Source organism: Streptomyces sp. NPDC001848, assembly GCF_042891915.1.
GTDB lineage: Bacteria > Actinomycetota > Actinomycetes > Streptomycetales > Streptomycetaceae > Streptomyces.
In genome coordinates, this window is the sequence record NZ_JBIATP010000013.1 from 166127 (window position 1) to 181729 (window position 15603).

The window sequence follows — 15603 nt, forward strand, 5'->3', positions numbered from 1 at the left end:
CCGCCCAGCGCACCCTTGCGGCCCCAGAGAGGAAAGGCAGCACATGACCACCGTTAGCCCTGCCCCACCGCCCTCCATGCGGCTTCGGGAACTCGCGTTCGGGGCGGCGTGTGCCGCCGCCCTGCGCGCCGCCGCCCGGCTGGGCGTCGCCGACGCGCTGGGGGACGGCCCCATGGCCGTGGAGGACCTCGCCGCCGCGGTGAAGACCGAACCCCGGCCGCTGCGGCGCCTGCTGCGTGCCCTGACCTGCTACGGGGTCTTCGCCGAGCACGAGGACGGGAGGTTCGCGCACACCGACATGTCCCGGCTGCTGCGCGAGGACGACCCGAACAGCATGCGCTCCATCACCCTGTGGTGCACCGAACCATGGACATGGGCCGCGTGGCCGAAACTGGACGAGGCGGTGCGCACCGGCCGGAACGTCGTCGAGGACCTGTACGGCAAGGAGTTCTTCACCTACCTCAACGAGGACGCCCCGGAGTCGGCCGATGTCTTCAACCGGGCCATGACGACCTCCAGCCGGCAGTCCGCGCGGGACGTCGCCGAACTCCTCGACCTGTCGGGGAGTTCCTCGGTCGCCGACATCGGCGGCGGCCAGGGGCATGTGGTGGCGAGCCTGCTGGACAAGTACCCGTCGATGCACGGAACGCTGCTCGACCTGCCGCGCGTGGTGGAGAACGCCGATCCGCGGCTGCGCCCCGGCGGTGACCTGGCCGGCCGCGTGCGGATCGTGCCGGGCGACTGCCGCGAGGCCGTCCCGGTCGAGGCCGACGTCTACATCATCAAGAACATCCTCGAGTGGGACGACGACTCGACCGCCCGCTGCCTGGGCAACGTCATCGCGGCGGGCGGCCCCGGGGCGCGGGTCGTCGTCATCGAGAACCTCGTCGACGACACGCCCTCGATGCGGTTCTCCACCGCCATGGACCTGCTGCTGCTCCTCAACGTGGGAGGGGCCAAGCACACCGAGAAGAGCATGGTGGACCGGATCACCGCGGCGGGCCTGGTCATCGACGACATCCGCCCGGTCAACCCCTACCTGCACGCGTTCGACTGCACCGTCCCGCGGTGAACGAGCCGCCCTGAGTCCGCGGTGAACGACCCACCGTGAGCGACGAGCAGCACCGGCCCGCCGGAGCCCCCCCACAGGCCACCGGTCGCCGGGTCCGCGGTGGACGCGGGCCCGGCGACCGGTGGCCGTTCGGTTGGTGCGGACGGTGGGGTCGGTGGTGGTTCAGCGAGCGGCCTGCGGCTCCCAGCGGTAGAAGCACTGCGCCATCGCGTCCTTCGGGGAGCGCCAGGTGGCCGGGTCGTAGGCGCTGACGTACGCCGTGAGCCGCTCGCTGACGTCCCGGAAGGCGGGGTGCTGGGCCACCTTGGCGATCGCCGGGCCGGGGTCCCGGTCGGCCTCGATCAGGTGCATGTAGACGTCGCCGAACTGCCACAGGGTGCGCCGGGTGACCCCGACGAGGTGCGGCAGCTCCCCACGGTCGGATTCCTCGAACACCTTGGCGATGTCCGGGGCCGATCCGGGGGCCATACGGGCGACGATCAGGGCCTGGTGCATGAGCGTGTCCTCCGTCCGGTTCAGTCGGCCAGCGCGGGAGCGGGCCGTGACTCGGCGGCGGCCTTCTCGATGCGGTCCCGGATCAGGGCCATCTGCACCTTGGAGTTCCGGTTGATGTTGTCGGTCATCCAGGCGTCGTCGACCGGGGCGTCGGGCTTCATCGCGAAGTCCTGCGTCCACATCATCCGGGTGCCCTCGGGGACCTCCTCGTACTGCCACCGGATGTTCATGTACGCGAAGGGCCCCGGCTCGACCCGGCGGGCCTTGACGGTGAGCGTGGGACGGTCCGTCTCCCGCTCCGACACCCAGTTCCACACCGTGCCGTTCTGGTCGGGGTGCATGGTCAGCCGGAAGGTGGTCCTGTTCCCCTCGCGGGAGAGCACGTCGACGGAGGCGTACTCGCTGAACAGGTGGGGCCAGTTCTCCAGGTCGTTGGTCATGTCCCAGACCAGGTCCACCGGCGCGGCGATGGTGATGGCGTTCTCGGTGTGTCCGGCCATGTCAGGCTCCTGCCATAAGGGTGCTGTTGACGAGGTCGAGGAACTGCCGGGGCGTCTTGCAGCGCTCCGCGTCCGGCGGCATCGGGGTGCCGTGCCGGTTCTCCAGCTCGCCGACGATGCCGAGCAGGCCGAGCGAGTCGATCCCGAGGGCGTCGAAGCCGGAGTCGCACCGCTGCTGCAGTTCCTGCGCGGCGACGGTGACTCCGGCGGCCTTCTTCATCAGCTCGGACAGTTCTTCCAGGGTGATGCGCTCGTTCATTCGGTGGGTCTCCTTTGTTCCAGGGCGGCCTCGCCGCGAGGCGCCGCTGTTCCGGTCGTTCACTCCCGGCTCACCCGGCTGCGCCGTGCCGCAGCACGAGCGCCGTGTTCGACCCCATGAGGCCCCGGCTGAGGACCAGCGCCGTGCGCGGCTCGGCGGCGCGGGCCCGGCCGGTCACCAGGTCGAGGTCGTGACAGACGTCGAAGACGTTGGGGGTGGGCGGGATCAGGCCGTGCTCCATCGAGAGCACCGCCGACGCGACGTCCAGCACGGGCGCCGCGCAGTAGCCGCGGCCTATGCCCGTCTTGGGCGCCGTCACGGGTACGCGCCTGCCGTGCGCGCTCAGCGCGTCGGCGATCGCCAGCGCCTCGGCACGGTCCGCCTCCGGTACGCCGAGGGCGTCGGCGAACACCACGTCGATCTCCTCGGGGGCGCACTCGGCCTCCTCCAGAGCGCCGCGGATCGCCTGGGCGAGCCCCTCCCGGGACCGCTCCCACCGGGAGGCACCGGTGAACGTCGCCGCGTGCCCCGCCAGCACGGCGCGCACCCGCACGCCCCGCTCCCGGGCCGAGGTCTCGTCCTCCACGACGAGCATGGCGCCGCCCTCCGCGGGCACGAACCCCGACGCCTCCGAGGTGAAGGGGCGGTAGGCGCGCTCGGGGTCCTCGGCGGTGCTCAGCTCCTCGTAGCCGAGCTGGCAGACCACCGAGTACGGCGCGAGCGGCGCCTCGGTGGAGCCGGTCACGATCACATCGGTGCCGCGGTGCACGGCCCGCGCGGCGTGCGCGAGGGCGTCGAGCCCGCCGGCCTCGTCGGCGGCGACCACCGAACAGGGGCCCTTGAATCCGCGGCGGATGGAGATCTGGCCGGTGCTGGCCGCGTAGAACCAGGCGATGGACTGGTAGGGACCGACGAACCGGCTGCCTTTTCCCCACAGCCGTTGCAGCTCCCGCTGCCCGAACTCGCCGCCGCCGGAACCGGCCGCGGTGACCACGCCCAGGGAGAACGGCGAACCGTGCTCGTCGGCGCGGCCGATCCGGGCGTCGGCCAGGGCCAGGTCGGCCGCGGCCATCGCGAAGTGCGTGAACCGGTCGGTCTGCACCAGGAACCGCTCCTCGACCACCGCCGCCGGGTCGAAGGCGCGGACCTCGCCCGCCACCTTCAGCGGCAGGTGCTCGCACCCCTCGCGGGTGACCCGGTCCAGGACGCTGATGCCCTCCCGGGTGGACTTCCAGAAGGTGTCGGTACTCGTTCCGTTGGGCGCGACGACGCCGATTCCGGTGACGCCGGCGCGCCTGACGTGGGGTGCGCTCATCGTGTCCTCTCCCTCTGCCGGGTCAGGATCACCGCGGACTGGAAGCCGCCGAACCCGCTGCCCACGGAGAGCACGCTGGTCAGCTTCCGCTCCCGGGCCACGCGCGGGACGTAGTCCAGGTCGCACTCCGGGTCGGGGGTCTCGTAGTTCGCGGTCGGCGGTACGACCTGGCGGTCCAGGGCCAGTACGCAGGCCACGACCTCGATCGCGCCGATCGCCCCGAGGGAGTGCCCCACCATGGACTTGATGGAGCTCATGGGCGTGTCATAGGCGTGGTGGCCCAGGGCCCGCTTCACGGCGGCGGTCTCGTGCCGGTCGTTCTGCCGGGTGCCGGAGCCGTGCGCGTTGACGTAGTCGATGGCCGAGCCGTCGAGGTGGGCGTGGTCGAGCGCCGTCTCGATGGCGCGGGCCATCTCCAGGCCCTCGCTGGTCAGTCCGGTCATGTGGTAGGCGTTGCCGAAGGTGGCGTAGCCGCTGAGCTCGCAGTACACCCGCGCGCCGCGGGCCCGGGCGTGCTCCAGCTCCTCCAGGACGAGCACCGCGCCGCCCTCGCCCATGACGAACCCGTCACGGTTGTTGTCGAAGGGCCGCGAGGCGTGCGCGGGGTCGTCGTTGTTCGGGGACGTGGCCTTGATCGCGTCGAAGCAGGCCATGGTGATCGGGGAGATCGGCGAGTCGGAGGCGCCGGCCACGCAGATGTCGGCGCGGCCCTCCTCCACGGTGTGGAAGGCGTACCCCACCGCGTCCAGCCCCGAGGTGCAGCCCGTGGAGACGGTCTGCACCGGACCACAGGCGCCGAAACGTTCCGCCACCATCGAGGCCAGCGTGCTCGGCGAGAACGCCCGGTGCAGATGCGGACCCGCCTCCCGGTGATCCACGTCCCAGCGCTGCCCGCGATGGCTGACCAGGACGTAGTCGTGCTCCAGCCGGGTGGTGCCGCCCACCGCGGTCCCCAGGGACACCCCGACCCGCCAGGGGTTCTCCCTGGACAGGTCGAGGCCCGCGTCCCGTACCGCCTCCTCACCGGCGACCAGCGCGAACTGGATGTACCGGTCGGCACGTTCGATCTGCTCCGGCCCCAGCCCGCACGCCACCGGGTCGAAGTCGCACTCCGCGGCGATCCGCGAGCGCAGGCCGGTCGGGTCGAAGAAGGTGATGCCCCGCGTCGCGGTACGGCCGTTGGCGAGCAGATCCCAGAACGCCGGTACGCCGATGCCGCCCGGTGCCACGACGCCTATGCCGGTGACCGCCACGCGCCGGGTCATGAACGGACCTGACCTCGGTCGGCCGGCCGGGCACCGCCCGCCCCGGCTCCCTCCGCGGCGACCGCGACGGCATCGGTCTCCTCGGTGTCGACATGGCCGAGCTGCGGCGTCGGGGCGAGGGGGCCCAGATGGAAGACGAGGCGCGCCTCGTCGTCCCCCACATTGCGGAAACGGTGCCGCATATAGGCGGGGATCAGCAGCCCCTGCTCGGGCCGCAACGGCTGCGGCTCACCGTCCAGGTCCACTTCGAGCCGACCGGAAAGGACGTAGACGAACTCCTCGGAGTAGGGGTGGTAGTGCTCGCCGATCCGGTCCCCCGGCTGCACGATGGCCACACCCATGAAACCGCTGGTGGAGCCGACCGTGGCCGGGGTGAGCATGGCGCGCAGATCGCCGCCGCGTCTGGTGTTGGGCTCGATCTCGCCGAGCTCCACGATTCTGGGACGGGGTTTGGTCACGTCGTTCCTCCGATGGTGTGCTGCGTCGACAGGGGGGCGGGCCCACCACGGCCCTGTGGTGCCGGTCAGGCCTCGGCCGAGCGGCGGTCGGTGACGAGGTCCATGCGGGCGAGCGTGAGGAAGCGCGCCAGGTCGCCGCGCCCCACCGCAGAACCGCCCGCACCGACGGCGGCGCCGTCGAGGAGAGTGGTCAGCTCCGCCGCCTGCCCCGGATCGGTCAGCCCGAGCGTCAGCACCGGGTCGGCGTCAACACCGCCACGGACATCGATCAGCCGTACGATGATCTCGTCCCGCTGGAAGATCGTGCTGCCGCAGACCGGGCTGCGCGGATCGTCCGCCTGCACCTCGTCCTGCTCCGCGAGCAGCCTGGCCAGCCGCATGCCGCAGCCCGGCCGGGCCGGGTAGTACAGCGCGAGCCGCTTCGCCTCCGGGCACTCCTGATCCGACGTCACATGATGAACGGCGGGCAGCGCCGCACGAGTGAAGAAGACCCGCGCCGACTCCGGGTCGTTCAGGTCCCGGTGCTGCTCCAGGTACGGGTTGATGGCCTCCTCCACCGCCCGCACCTCCGGCTGCCGGGCGACGTGCCGCAGCGCGGCGAGCAGGTCGCCGCGCACCTCGATGGCCCGCACCACCCGGTTGCCGTGCATGAACAGCGAGGTCCGGCACAGCCGGGTGGTGTCGTTCACCCGCGGCTCGGGCGAGGCGTAGTCCGCGAGGATCTTCGCCACCACCTGCTCGCTGCCCGGCTTGACCGTGAAGGTGAGCGCGTGCCGGAGCCGTCCGTCACCGATCCGGGGGGACGCCTGCAGCCGGCGGTTCGCCGACCGCGCGGACGGCTCGCCACCCGTCTCCCGGACGATGTGGAAACGCAGCGACCGCGTGTCCCGGACACAGCTGTGCAGCGGCTGCACCATCCGCACATGCTCCTCACTGTTCACCCAGGCGAGGAACGGCGGGGCGCTCTCCCACTCACTGGTGATCAGCCACTGGGAGGGATTCTCGATCGACTGGCAGAGCTGGTCGCTGACGTGCCCGGGAACGGACGCGACCTGGTTGCACAGCTGCTCGTACGCCTCCAGGAACTGCTGCTGGGCTCCGTCATAGACGTCCACCAACAGGACGACCCGGAGCGGGGAGCCGTCGAACACGGATTGCGACACCCGTTTCGGCGCCTGTCGCGTCACCGGTTCTGAAACACGTTCAGACATTGTGGTCATGCTGCGCTCTTCTCCTTCGGCGGGGCAGAAGCCGACATCGGCCGCGGGTGACACGACGTCAGCGTTCCTCGATCGTGTTCCGGCCGCCGGTGGTGCGCGACTCGTATGAACCACGTGGGTGATCACACGGGTGATTGGCCCCGCCCACGTACGCGAAGCCGCCCGCCGAGGGGCATGGAAACCACAACGCGCCCCACACCCCGCACCCCTGCCCTGGAGGCACCGATGCAGCAAGAAGCCGACCACCGGGTCCCGGTCCTCATCGTCGGCGGCTCCCTGGTGGGCCTGTCCACGTCCCTGTTCCTGGGCCGCCACGGCGTACGGCACACCCTCGTCGAGCGGCACGCGGGAACCTCGATCCATCCGCGCGGACGTGGCAACAACGTACGGACGATGGAACTCTTCCGGGTGGCCGGCATCGAACCGGACATCAAGACCGCGGCCTCACTCCTGGCCGACAACCACGGCATCCTGCAGACCCCGACGCTCGTCGGCGACGCCGGCGAATGGCTGTTCCGGCACATCGACCCGGGCGGCGGACTCGCCCGGTTCAGCCCCACCACCTGGTGCCTGTGCAGCCAGAACGACCTGGAACCGGTCCTCCTCCACAACGCTCGCGAACTCGGCGGCGACCTGAGGTACTCCCACGAGATGGAGTCCTTCGAACAGGACCCCGAAGGAGTGACGGCCGTCATCCGCGACCGGGCCACCGACGAGCGCTACACCGTCCGCGCCGACTACCTCGTCGCGGCCGACGGCCCCCGCAGCCCCGTACGGCGCCGGCTCGGCATCGCACAGACCGGACCCGGCGACCTCTTCGCCAACGTCAGCATCACCTTCCGCTCCAAACTGCTCGCCGACGTCGTCGGCGACCGCCACTTCATCTGCTGCTACCTCACCGACCCGGAAGCCGACGGCGCCCTGCTGCCCGTCGACAACAAGGAACAGTGGGTCTTCCACGCCCCCTGGCACCCCGAACGCGGCGAAACCCTCGGGGAGTTCACCGAGGACCGGCTCCAGCGGCACATCCGCCGCGCCGTCGGCGTCCCCGACCTCGACGTGGAGGTCACCGGCAGGGCGTCCTGGCGCGCCGCCGAACGCGTCGCCGACCGGTACGCCGCCGGGCGCGTGTTCCTCGCCGGGGACTCCGCCCACGAGATGTCCCCCACCGGGGCGTTCGGCTCCAACACCGGCATCCAGGACGCCCACAACCTGGCCTGGAAACTGGCCGCCGTCCTCGGCGGCTGGGCCGGCCCCGGCCTGCTGGACACCTACGACACCGAGCGCCGGCCCGTGGCCCTCGCCACCAGCGCCCGCGCCTCGGCCCGCTCCGTGGAACACAGTCACCCCGGCTTCTCCCCGGCACCCGGAATGCGCGGCGACGGCCCGAGAAGCGGCATCCTCAACGTCGTCCTCGGCTACCGCTACCCCGAGGGCGCCGTCGTCGGGGCCGACCCGGCGCAACCGGTCGTACCCGACGCGGTCCGACTGACCGGGGAGCCCGGCAGCCGCGCCCCCCACCTGTGGCTGCGCCGCTCCAGCGCCCGGCTGTCCACACTCGACCTGTTCGAACGCGCCATGGTGCTGCTCAGCGACGCCCGCTCCACGGCCGGCTGGCACGACGCGGCCCGCCGCCTCGCGGTGACGGACGGCGTACGCCTCGAGACGTACCGGATCGGCACCGGACCGGACGCAGACCTGACGTACGACGAGGGAGACGGAACCGAGGCGGCCGACTGGACACGGGCATACGGCACGACGACGGACGGGGCGGTCCTGGTACGGCCGGACGGATTCGTGGCGTGGCGGGCACCGGGGGCCGTGCCGGACCCGGTGGGGACACTGCGGGAAGTGCTGGGGACGGTGCTGCGGACGGGCTGATTCCTGTCACCCGTATGACGAAGGCCACCCGCACGGTGCGGGTGGCCTTCGTCATCGCTGGCAGGGACACTGATGTACGTCGCAGTCCGGCCTCGTTGATGTCAGCCGTGGATGTCAGAAGTCGCCGGGTGAGCGTCGGCTGGAGTCGGAGGCGTCGGCGCCTTCCAGTAGCGCTTTCAATGCGGCGAGGTCCTTGACGTTTGCCCGCCGCACAGCCGCAGCCATCATCGGAGCGCTCACCTTGGCAAAGCCGGATGGCTCGCCGCGGTTGCGCAGCGTCATCCGGGTATGGTCAGCGTCCACTGGCTGCCAGGTGTAGGTCGTCTCCATGGGAAACGGTCCCTGCGCGGTGCGCATCACGAGTCGTTCGCGGGAGTACTCGACGATTTCGTACGTGTACGTCAGGGTGCGCCCCAGGAACCGGGCGACGAAGTCGAGCTTCGAGCCCGCGGCGAGCGGCGGCGAGGTCCGCCAACGAACCGAGATGATGTTGGCGTACCAGTGCGGCGCATTGGTCGGATCCCCGGCATAGGCGGCGACCTCCGCACAGGGACGGGCGATCACGGTCTCGGTGAGCACGTCGACAGCCATGACCTCCACGCTAGCGCGGTCGTTCATGCCCGAGAGCCTGACATACGTGCTGCTCGCTCAGCCGGCACGCCGCGACGGCCGACCTGTGACAACGGTGCCGGGGCCCTCAGCTTGGGAAGCCAAGGTGATCTAGGGGGCGCTGCACGGACTGACCTGCGGCGGAAGACTGTCGCCGCCTAATGGGCCGGTCCGTTGATTCCCCGGTGTTCCCCGTGGTTCCCCGTACGATCTGGCACGCGTCCGGCACGCGTCCGGCACGACCTCTTCGTCCCGAACGCGATCAGAACCTTCGTGACCGCATCACGGGGCAACTGACCTGCAGTGCTGGTTCCAGAACGGTCCATCACCAAACGGTCTGCTCGTCCGCTAGACAGCCGAGCACAACGAAACGGCCCCCTGATCCACGTTTCCGCAGATCAGGGGGTCTCCGTCCGGTGGCTGGTTCAGGGTTCGAACCTGCCTAGCCTGCGCGGCGGATTTGGGTTGCACGCGGTGAAACGGCTCCGGCTGGCGTAGACGGGGATCATCAGGCGACCATCCCGCCCAGCCGGCGCTACACGTCAGTACGTGGTCAGCAGGTCGACGGGGCGGGGTGTCCCTGCAGTCTTTCGCTCATCCACGCGGCCATGTCCTTGTACGCAACACTCAGCACGCTGTCGTGGGTGGCTTTGGGGTAGATGCGATAGTCCACGGTGTCGCCGAGGTTGCAGAGTTCCCCGTTGAGCTTGGTCGTTGTCGCGACCGGGATCGTCTGGTCCGCGTCCCCCTGAAGAAGCAGGATCGGCCCGGTGGAGCGGCCCTTGGCCGGTTCGAGGATGTCGACGAACCGCCGCAGCGCAGGGTTGGCGGCCCAGTCGGGGTTGCCGACGCGATCCAGCTGCACGTTGTCCAGGTAGATGGTCAGTTCGTCATCGCAAAGCTTCTTCACCAGGGGGATCTGAGCAGCGAGTTTTGGTGCCAGCACATCCGTGTATCGAATGCGGTCCGAATACAGGTGCGCCCCCACCGCCAGGTAGGCGTCCAATGCAGCCAGTCCCGCGTCGATCGGAGGCCGGGCGGCGGCGAACATGTTCATGACGTCTTTGAAGTGGCTGGGCGGCGCGAGCGACACGGTGCCCAGGAAGCGCAGCCCCGATGCCTCTCGTGCCACGTCCTCGCCGACCCGCAAGACCGCCGCCGCGCCTTCCGAGTGGCCGATGGCGAACCACTGCGCCCCCAGCTGCGACGACACCTGCCGCGCCGCCACGACACTGTCGATCACGGACCGACTGTTGAGGTCGGTCTGCGGGAAGTTGTGCAGCTTGTCGGGAAAGCCCAGTCCCGGGTAGTCCGTGCCGACGACTGCGTGGCCATCCCGTAGAAGGCGCGCGACGAGCTCCTCGTATTCGTGATAGTCACTTTGGGGGTAGAGGTTCGCGTGCCGCGAGGGGGCGCAGATCGGCCCCACACCCGCTGTGCCGTGGCTCCACGCGACCACCGGCCACCCCCCGCTCGGAGCACCACCGAGCGGGACGAAGACGAAGCCCGTGACCGCGATGGGCTCCCCGTGCAGCCCGACCGAGCGGTACATGATCCGCACCGTGCGTGAGCTGACGCCCTGCAGACGGGCGGTCACCGTCATCGGCTCCGACGCCAACAACGTCCCTGGTGACGCCCTCTCCAGCCTCTCCTGGCTCGGATACTGATAGAAGCCCCCGTCGTCTCTGTGCGGGGGATGGGTGGGTGTGGCAGCGGATACCGCCGCGTTCGCCGCTCCCATAAGGAAGGCCAGTACGGTCAGCAGGCAGAGCAGGCCGCGAGTTGGCCTGCGTTTCAGCGGCGGCAGCACAGTCCGGCACCTTTCGATTGATCTTGGTCGACGGGTCGGACCTACAGGTTCCACCACAGACCAGCCGCAACCCTGATCACCGCTCTTCCCACTCGCATGGATCAGCCCGCAGGGCTCCATGCGCGGGCCACTGTCGTCACAACCGCCCGAGGGCGAGCACCCCGTCCGACGAAGCCGGCGGCTTGCACCTGCCGCGGCTGGTAGCGGCCCCGGAGGGGCGCCCTGGCGGTCCGAGCAAGGCGTTGAACTTGGAGGAGGCAAAACTGTGCTCACCGCCGCGCGCTCACGGCCATCTCCTTCCGCACCCGAGCTCGGTCGAAGCACCACGCGCCCAGACCCACCAGTACGGCCGCCCCGAACCCGTACGCAGGCAGCCACAGCGTCGTAGTAGATGACAGGCAGTCGGCAACGGCATCATGGATCTTGACCTCCTGCGCGTGAGCCAGGGCGGCTCTGTCGCGACCAACCAGGTTGGCCAGCGCGGCCTCCGCCTGGATTCCTTCGTACTTGCCCACCTCAGGACACACACGTCGAGTGCCTGGCATCGGAAACAACCACGCCGTGCGCTGAAGAACGGGGGCCAGTGTGATCGCTACGCACAGGCCGACTACCAGTGAAAACGCGGCCAGATTCCGCATATACGCAGATCCGAGGCCGGGCATCCACGTCGGCAGTCGGTAAAAGGAGAAGATCACCGCAAGAAGCGTCACCCCAATGTAACTGGCGAACCATTGCCAGGAACCCTGCGCGAGTGCGGACGTCAGCACGGCGGCGAGCGCAATGCCGATGACCCCTGGCTGACCGGGAGCGTCATGGACCGCACCCATGGATGCCGATTGCCGGGCTTCTTGAAGTCTGGGGTGGTCGTCCATGGTCCCTCCTGCATGGTTCGGAGACCATCAGCATCCGGGCATAGTGCGTTTCGCCATCGCGCCATGCCGGACCGGCCCCGCGGCCCCGCCCGATTGGCTGGGATCTCAGGCCCGGCGCTGCCGCCGAGGGGCCGAATCCGTAACACAACCGGTCGTTCTTCAGCATCACGGCCGCCGCCGGCCTTCGGCGCATCCGTCTGCACGATGCCCGGCACGGCTGCGCCACGCTCCTCACCGCGGCTGGTGTCGCGCCCCGCGTCGTGATGGAGATCCTTGGGCACAGCCAGATCAGCATCACGATGGTCGTCTACACGCATGTGACCTCGGAAACGCAGCGCGAGGCCATCAGCCACATGGATCGCCTGCTCAGGCGCCGTGTCGATCGTGAGTGACCGCCCGGGTTGATGTCACCCGTGGATGTCGAACGCCCCGGACCGATCATCGGCCGGGGCGTTCGTGCTGTTCAGCGAGAGAGCCCCCTGTCGGATTCGAACCGACGACCTTCGCTTTACAAGAGCGGCGCTCTGACCAGCTGAGCTAAGGAGGCGTGCAGGCGTGCACCTGCGTGCACCTGCGTGCTCGTGCAGTGTACCCAGGTCCTGGGTGCGGTCCGTCGAAAATTTCCGCGAAGTTCACATGCCCCGAGGTACTGACAGCCGGACGAACGCCGGGTACCGTCTCGGTCCAAGTTCACTCTTGTGGACTACACCACAACGGAACCCCGTAGTGGCACACCACCTTCCTACAACGGATCGTCCGGCACGTTCCTGCCGGTAGAAGGGGGCCCATTCACCATGGCCACTGTCACGTTCGACAAGGCGACCCGGATCTACCCGGGTTCCGAGAAGCCCGCCGTCGACTCTCTGGACATCGCGATCGAGGACGGGGAGTTCCTCGTCCTGGTCGGCCCGTCCGGCTGCGGCAAGTCGACCTCGCTCCGCATGCTGGCGGGGCTCGAGGACGTCAACGCCGGCGCCATCCGCATCGGTGACCGCGACGTCACGCACCTGCCGCCCAAGGACCGGGACATCGCCATGGTGTTCCAGAACTACGCCCTCTACCCGCACATGACGGTTGCCGACAACATGGGCTTCGCGCTCAAGATCGCCGGTGTGCCGAAGGCGGAGATCCGCAAGAAGGTCGAGGAGGCCGCGAAGATCCTCGACCTCACCGAGTACCTGGACCGCAAGCCGAAGGCGCTCTCCGGTGGTCAGCGCCAGCGTGTCGCCATGGGCCGCGCCATCGTGCGCGAGCCGCAGGTGTTCCTCATGGACGAGCCGCTGTCCAACCTGGACGCCAAGCTCCGCGTGTCGACCCGTACGCAGATCGCGTCGCTCCAGCGCCGCCTCGGCATCACCACCGTCTACGTCACCCACGACCAGGTCGAGGCCATGACGATGGGTGACCGCGTGGCCGTACTCAAGGACGGTCTGCTCCAGCAGATCGACAGCCCGCGCAACATGTACGACAAGCCCGCCAACCTCTTCGTGGCCGGCTTCATCGGCTCCCCGGCGATGAACCTGGTCGAGGTACCGATCACTGACGGCGGTGTGAAGTTCGGCAACTCGGTGGTCCCGGTCGACCGCGACGCGCTCGCCGCCACCACCGACAAGACCGTCACGGTGGGTGTCCGCCCCGAGCACTTCGACGTGGCCGGCCCGGACTCCGACCAGGGCCTCGCGGTCACCGTGAACGTCGTCGAGGAGACGGGCGCCGACGCCTACGTCTACGGCACCGCGAAGGTGGGCGACGAGTCCAAGGACCTGGTCGTGCGGGTCAACAGCCGTGACGTCCCGGAGAAGGGCAGCCAGCTGCACATCGTGCCGCGCTCCGGCGAGACGCACGTCTTCTCCACCTCCACGGGCGACCGTCTCTCCGACTGACGCCAGGACCTGGGCTGATTGACCCAGGTTGACGAAAAGGGCCCCGCGGCAGGCTGCGGGGCCCTTTTCGCTGTCGACAAATACCCCGGCATACGGGGCATTTCGATCGGCCCGCGTCAACCCCTTACCCAGAAATCACCGCTTCGTCATCACCCGAACCGGTGACTAAATGTCGCCAAATCACTACCGGGCGCTACCCTCACTCGCGTGAAGCACACCACTACTCCACAGGAACGGCGCGGCCGGGGCCCCGCCCGCCGGATCGGCCGCACCCTCGCCCTCGTTCTGCCCGTCGTCCTGGTGCTGTCCGGGACGCTGGCGGTGACCCGCGTCAACTGGTCGGGCGGCCCCAACTCGGTGCTCGCCGCCTCCTCCGAAGACGTCTCCACCCGCGCGTCCTCCCGGGCCCCGCAGGACGTGCTGCGCGACAAGCTCCTGCTGGAACTGCAGGAGAAGAACCCGGGTGTCGCCCTCACCCACCTCCAGGAGGCCGTCAACGGCCGCCCGTCGCTGGCGAAGCACTGCGCGTCCATCGCCCGGGCGCTGGGTCGCGCCGCGGTCCGCGTGTACGGGCCCTCACGCGCCCAGGCCTACGCCCGACCGGTCTGCGACACGTCCTTCGCCTCCGGCGTGGCGGGCGGACGGGACTGACCACCGGGCCGGACGGGGCGCGAGGCGACGTACAGTGCGGTCATGACCGATCCGAACGCCGCCGCGCGCCCCGTTCAAGCCGTCGTCCTGGCCGGGGGCCAGGGCTCGCGGCTGCGTCCGTACACCGATGACCGGCCCAAGCCGATGGTGGAGATCCCCGGCACGGGGACGCCGATCATCGGCCATCAGCTCGCCTGGCTCGCCGAGGAGGGGGTCACGGACGTCGTGGTCTCCTGCGGCCACCTCGCCGAGGTCCTACAGAACTGGCTGGCCTCCGCCGACCTGCCGCTGCGTGTCACGACGGTGGTGGAGTCGGAGCCGCTCGGCCGCGGCGGCGGCCTGCGCTACGCGGCAGAGCACCTGCCGCACCCCGACAAGCCGTGGTACGCGACCAACGGTGACATCTGGACCCGGTTCTCGCTGCGCGACATGGCGGACTTCCACACCGAGCGCGACGCGGTCGCCACGCTGGCGCTGGCGCGGCCGCGTATCCCCTGGGGCGCGGTGCAGACGGACGGCTTCGGCCACGTCACGGACTTCATCGAGGCCCCGCCGTCGACGTTCGAGATCAACGCGGGGGTCTACGTCTTCTCCGCCGAGTTCGCGAAGATGCTTCCGGAGCGGGGCGACCACGAGCGTACGACGTTTCCCCGCCTGGCCCGCGAACGGCGCCTGGCCGGCTTCCCGATCCCGCAAGGCGCGTACTGGCGGGCGATCGACACGGCGAAGGACCTCACGGAAGCGGCAAAGGAACTGGCGTCCCAGGGCCGTTGACAGCGCCGGAGGACGCCACCCTCACCGGCTCCCTCGCTAGGCGCCCTCCCCGGGCTCCCTCGCAGGACACGCTCGGGGGTCCCTCGCAGGGCGCGCTCGGCGAGGGCGCCCTGCGAGGGACAGCCGACCTCCGCCCGTCCGGCAGGAGCTCCGCCCTGTGCCGGGGCCACACCCGGCAGGGGCCCGCTCCGTCAGGTACCACCCGCCTCGTACCACCCGCCTCGTACCACCCGCCAGACAGCCGCCCCGGCCCGGACGGGTGCCGGGGCCACACCCGGCAGGGGCCCGCTCCGTCAGGTACCACCCGCCTCGTTCCACCCGTCTCGTTCCACCCGCCTCGTACCACCCGCCAGACAGCCGCCCCGGCCCGGACGGGTGCCGGGGCCACATCCGGCAGGGGCTCGCTCCGTCAGGTACCACCCGCCTCGTACCACCCGCCTCGTTCCACCCGCCAGACAGCCGCCCCGGCCCGGACGGGTGCCGGGGCCACACCCGGCAGGGGCCCGCTCCGTCAGGTACCACCCGCCTCGTTCCACCCG

General features: G+C 70.0%; 15 protein-coding genes, 1 tRNA gene and 1 pseudogene. 6 read left to right on the forward strand and 11 right to left on the reverse strand.

Annotated elements, in window-relative coordinates; genetic code table 11:
• The first annotated feature begins 43 nt into the window (after positions 1-43).
• On the forward strand, positions 44-1072 hold the full coding sequence (locus tag ACFYZJ_RS26565) for a methyltransferase (RefSeq protein ID WP_388571903.1): 1029 nt from the start codon (positions 44-46) through the stop codon (positions 1070-1072).
• 162 nt (positions 1073-1234) lie between these two features.
• On the opposite strand, the gene ACFYZJ_RS26570 is transcribed toward ACFYZJ_RS26565, so the two are convergent.
• From ACFYZJ_RS26570 to ACFYZJ_RS26600, 7 genes are all read right to left on the reverse strand, one after another.
• Positions 1235-1567, reverse strand: a complete 333-nt coding sequence (locus ACFYZJ_RS26570; protein ID WP_388571905.1) for a TcmI family type II polyketide cyclase — start codon at positions 1565-1567, stop codon at positions 1235-1237.
• Between the two features lie 20 nt (positions 1568-1587).
• Positions 1588-2067, reverse strand: coding sequence for an SRPBCC family protein (locus ACFYZJ_RS26575; protein WP_388571906.1), 480 nt, complete (start codon positions 2065-2067; stop codon positions 1588-1590).
• A gap of 1 nt (position 2068) precedes the next feature.
• Positions 2069-2326, reverse strand: a complete 258-nt coding sequence (locus tag ACFYZJ_RS26580) for an acyl carrier protein (protein ID WP_388571908.1) — start codon at positions 2324-2326, stop codon at positions 2069-2071.
• A 70-nt stretch (positions 2327-2396) separates the two neighbouring features.
• Positions 2397-3641, reverse strand: coding sequence for a ketosynthase chain-length factor (locus ACFYZJ_RS26585; protein WP_388571910.1), 1245 nt, complete (start codon positions 3639-3641; stop codon positions 2397-2399).
• On the reverse strand, positions 3638-4906 hold the full coding sequence (locus ACFYZJ_RS26590; protein ID WP_388571911.1) for a beta-ketoacyl-[acyl-carrier-protein] synthase family protein: 1269 nt from the start codon (positions 4904-4906) through the stop codon (positions 3638-3640). Before ACFYZJ_RS26590 ends, ACFYZJ_RS26585 begins: the two co-directional genes overlap by 4 nt.
• Positions 4903-5364, reverse strand: coding sequence for a cupin domain-containing protein (locus tag ACFYZJ_RS26595; RefSeq protein WP_388571913.1), 462 nt, complete (start codon positions 5362-5364; stop codon positions 4903-4905). Before ACFYZJ_RS26595 ends, ACFYZJ_RS26590 begins: the two co-directional genes overlap by 4 nt.
• 65 nt (positions 5365-5429) lie before the next feature.
• Positions 5430-6584, reverse strand: a complete 1155-nt coding sequence (locus ACFYZJ_RS26600; protein WP_388571915.1) for a SchA/CurD-like domain-containing protein — start codon at positions 6582-6584, stop codon at positions 5430-5432.
• A 225-nt stretch (positions 6585-6809) separates the two neighbouring features.
• Between ACFYZJ_RS26600 and ACFYZJ_RS26605 the strand changes: the two genes are divergently transcribed.
• Positions 6810-8465, forward strand: a complete 1656-nt coding sequence (locus ACFYZJ_RS26605) for an FAD-dependent oxidoreductase (protein ID WP_388571917.1) — start codon at positions 6810-6812, stop codon at positions 8463-8465.
• Between the two features lie 114 nt (positions 8466-8579).
• Here ACFYZJ_RS26605 and ACFYZJ_RS26610 read toward each other — a convergent pair whose 3' ends face one another.
• The 3 genes from ACFYZJ_RS26610 to ACFYZJ_RS26620 form a co-directional block, all read right to left on the reverse strand.
• Positions 8580-9056, reverse strand: a complete 477-nt coding sequence (locus ACFYZJ_RS26610) for an SRPBCC family protein (RefSeq protein ID WP_388571919.1) — start codon at positions 9054-9056, stop codon at positions 8580-8582.
• Positions 9057-9627: 571 nt separating this feature from the next.
• On the reverse strand, positions 9628-10884 hold the full coding sequence (locus ACFYZJ_RS26615; protein ID WP_388571921.1) for an alpha/beta hydrolase family protein: 1257 nt from the start codon (positions 10882-10884) through the stop codon (positions 9628-9630).
• A 269-nt stretch (positions 10885-11153) separates the two neighbouring features.
• Positions 11154-11756 carry a hypothetical protein gene (locus ACFYZJ_RS26620; protein WP_388571922.1) on the reverse strand — a complete coding sequence of 201 codons (603 nt, stop codon included), beginning with the start codon at positions 11754-11756 and terminating at the stop codon, positions 11154-11156.
• A 149-nt stretch (positions 11757-11905) separates the two neighbouring features.
• On the opposite strand from ACFYZJ_RS26620, the pseudogene ACFYZJ_RS26625 reads away from it, so the two are divergent.
• A pseudogene (locus tag ACFYZJ_RS26625) lies at positions 11906-12148 on the forward strand (tyrosine-type recombinase/integrase); the annotation flags it as partial.
• Between the two features lie 81 nt (positions 12149-12229).
• Here ACFYZJ_RS26625 and ACFYZJ_RS26630 read toward each other — a convergent pair.
• Positions 12230-12303: transfer RNA gene (locus tag ACFYZJ_RS26630), tRNA-Thr, on the reverse strand.
• A gap of 247 nt (positions 12304-12550) precedes the next feature.
• On the opposite strand from ACFYZJ_RS26630, the gene ACFYZJ_RS26635 reads away from it, so the two are divergent.
• The 3 genes from ACFYZJ_RS26635 to ACFYZJ_RS26645 all read left to right on the forward strand — a co-directional run bounded on the left by ACFYZJ_RS26635 (position 12551) and on the right by ACFYZJ_RS26645 (position 15064).
• A complete protein-coding gene (locus ACFYZJ_RS26635; RefSeq protein ID WP_388571924.1) occupies positions 12551-13639 on the forward strand; it encodes an ABC transporter ATP-binding protein in 1089 nt (362 codons plus the stop codon).
• Between the two features lie 207 nt (positions 13640-13846).
• Positions 13847-14290, forward strand: a complete 444-nt coding sequence (locus tag ACFYZJ_RS26640) for a hypothetical protein (RefSeq protein WP_388571926.1) — start codon at positions 13847-13849, stop codon at positions 14288-14290.
• A gap of 42 nt (positions 14291-14332) precedes the next feature.
• A complete protein-coding gene (locus ACFYZJ_RS26645; protein ID WP_388571928.1) occupies positions 14333-15064 on the forward strand; it encodes an NDP-sugar synthase in 732 nt (243 codons plus the stop codon).
• The last annotated feature ends 539 nt before the right edge of the window (positions 15065-15603 follow it).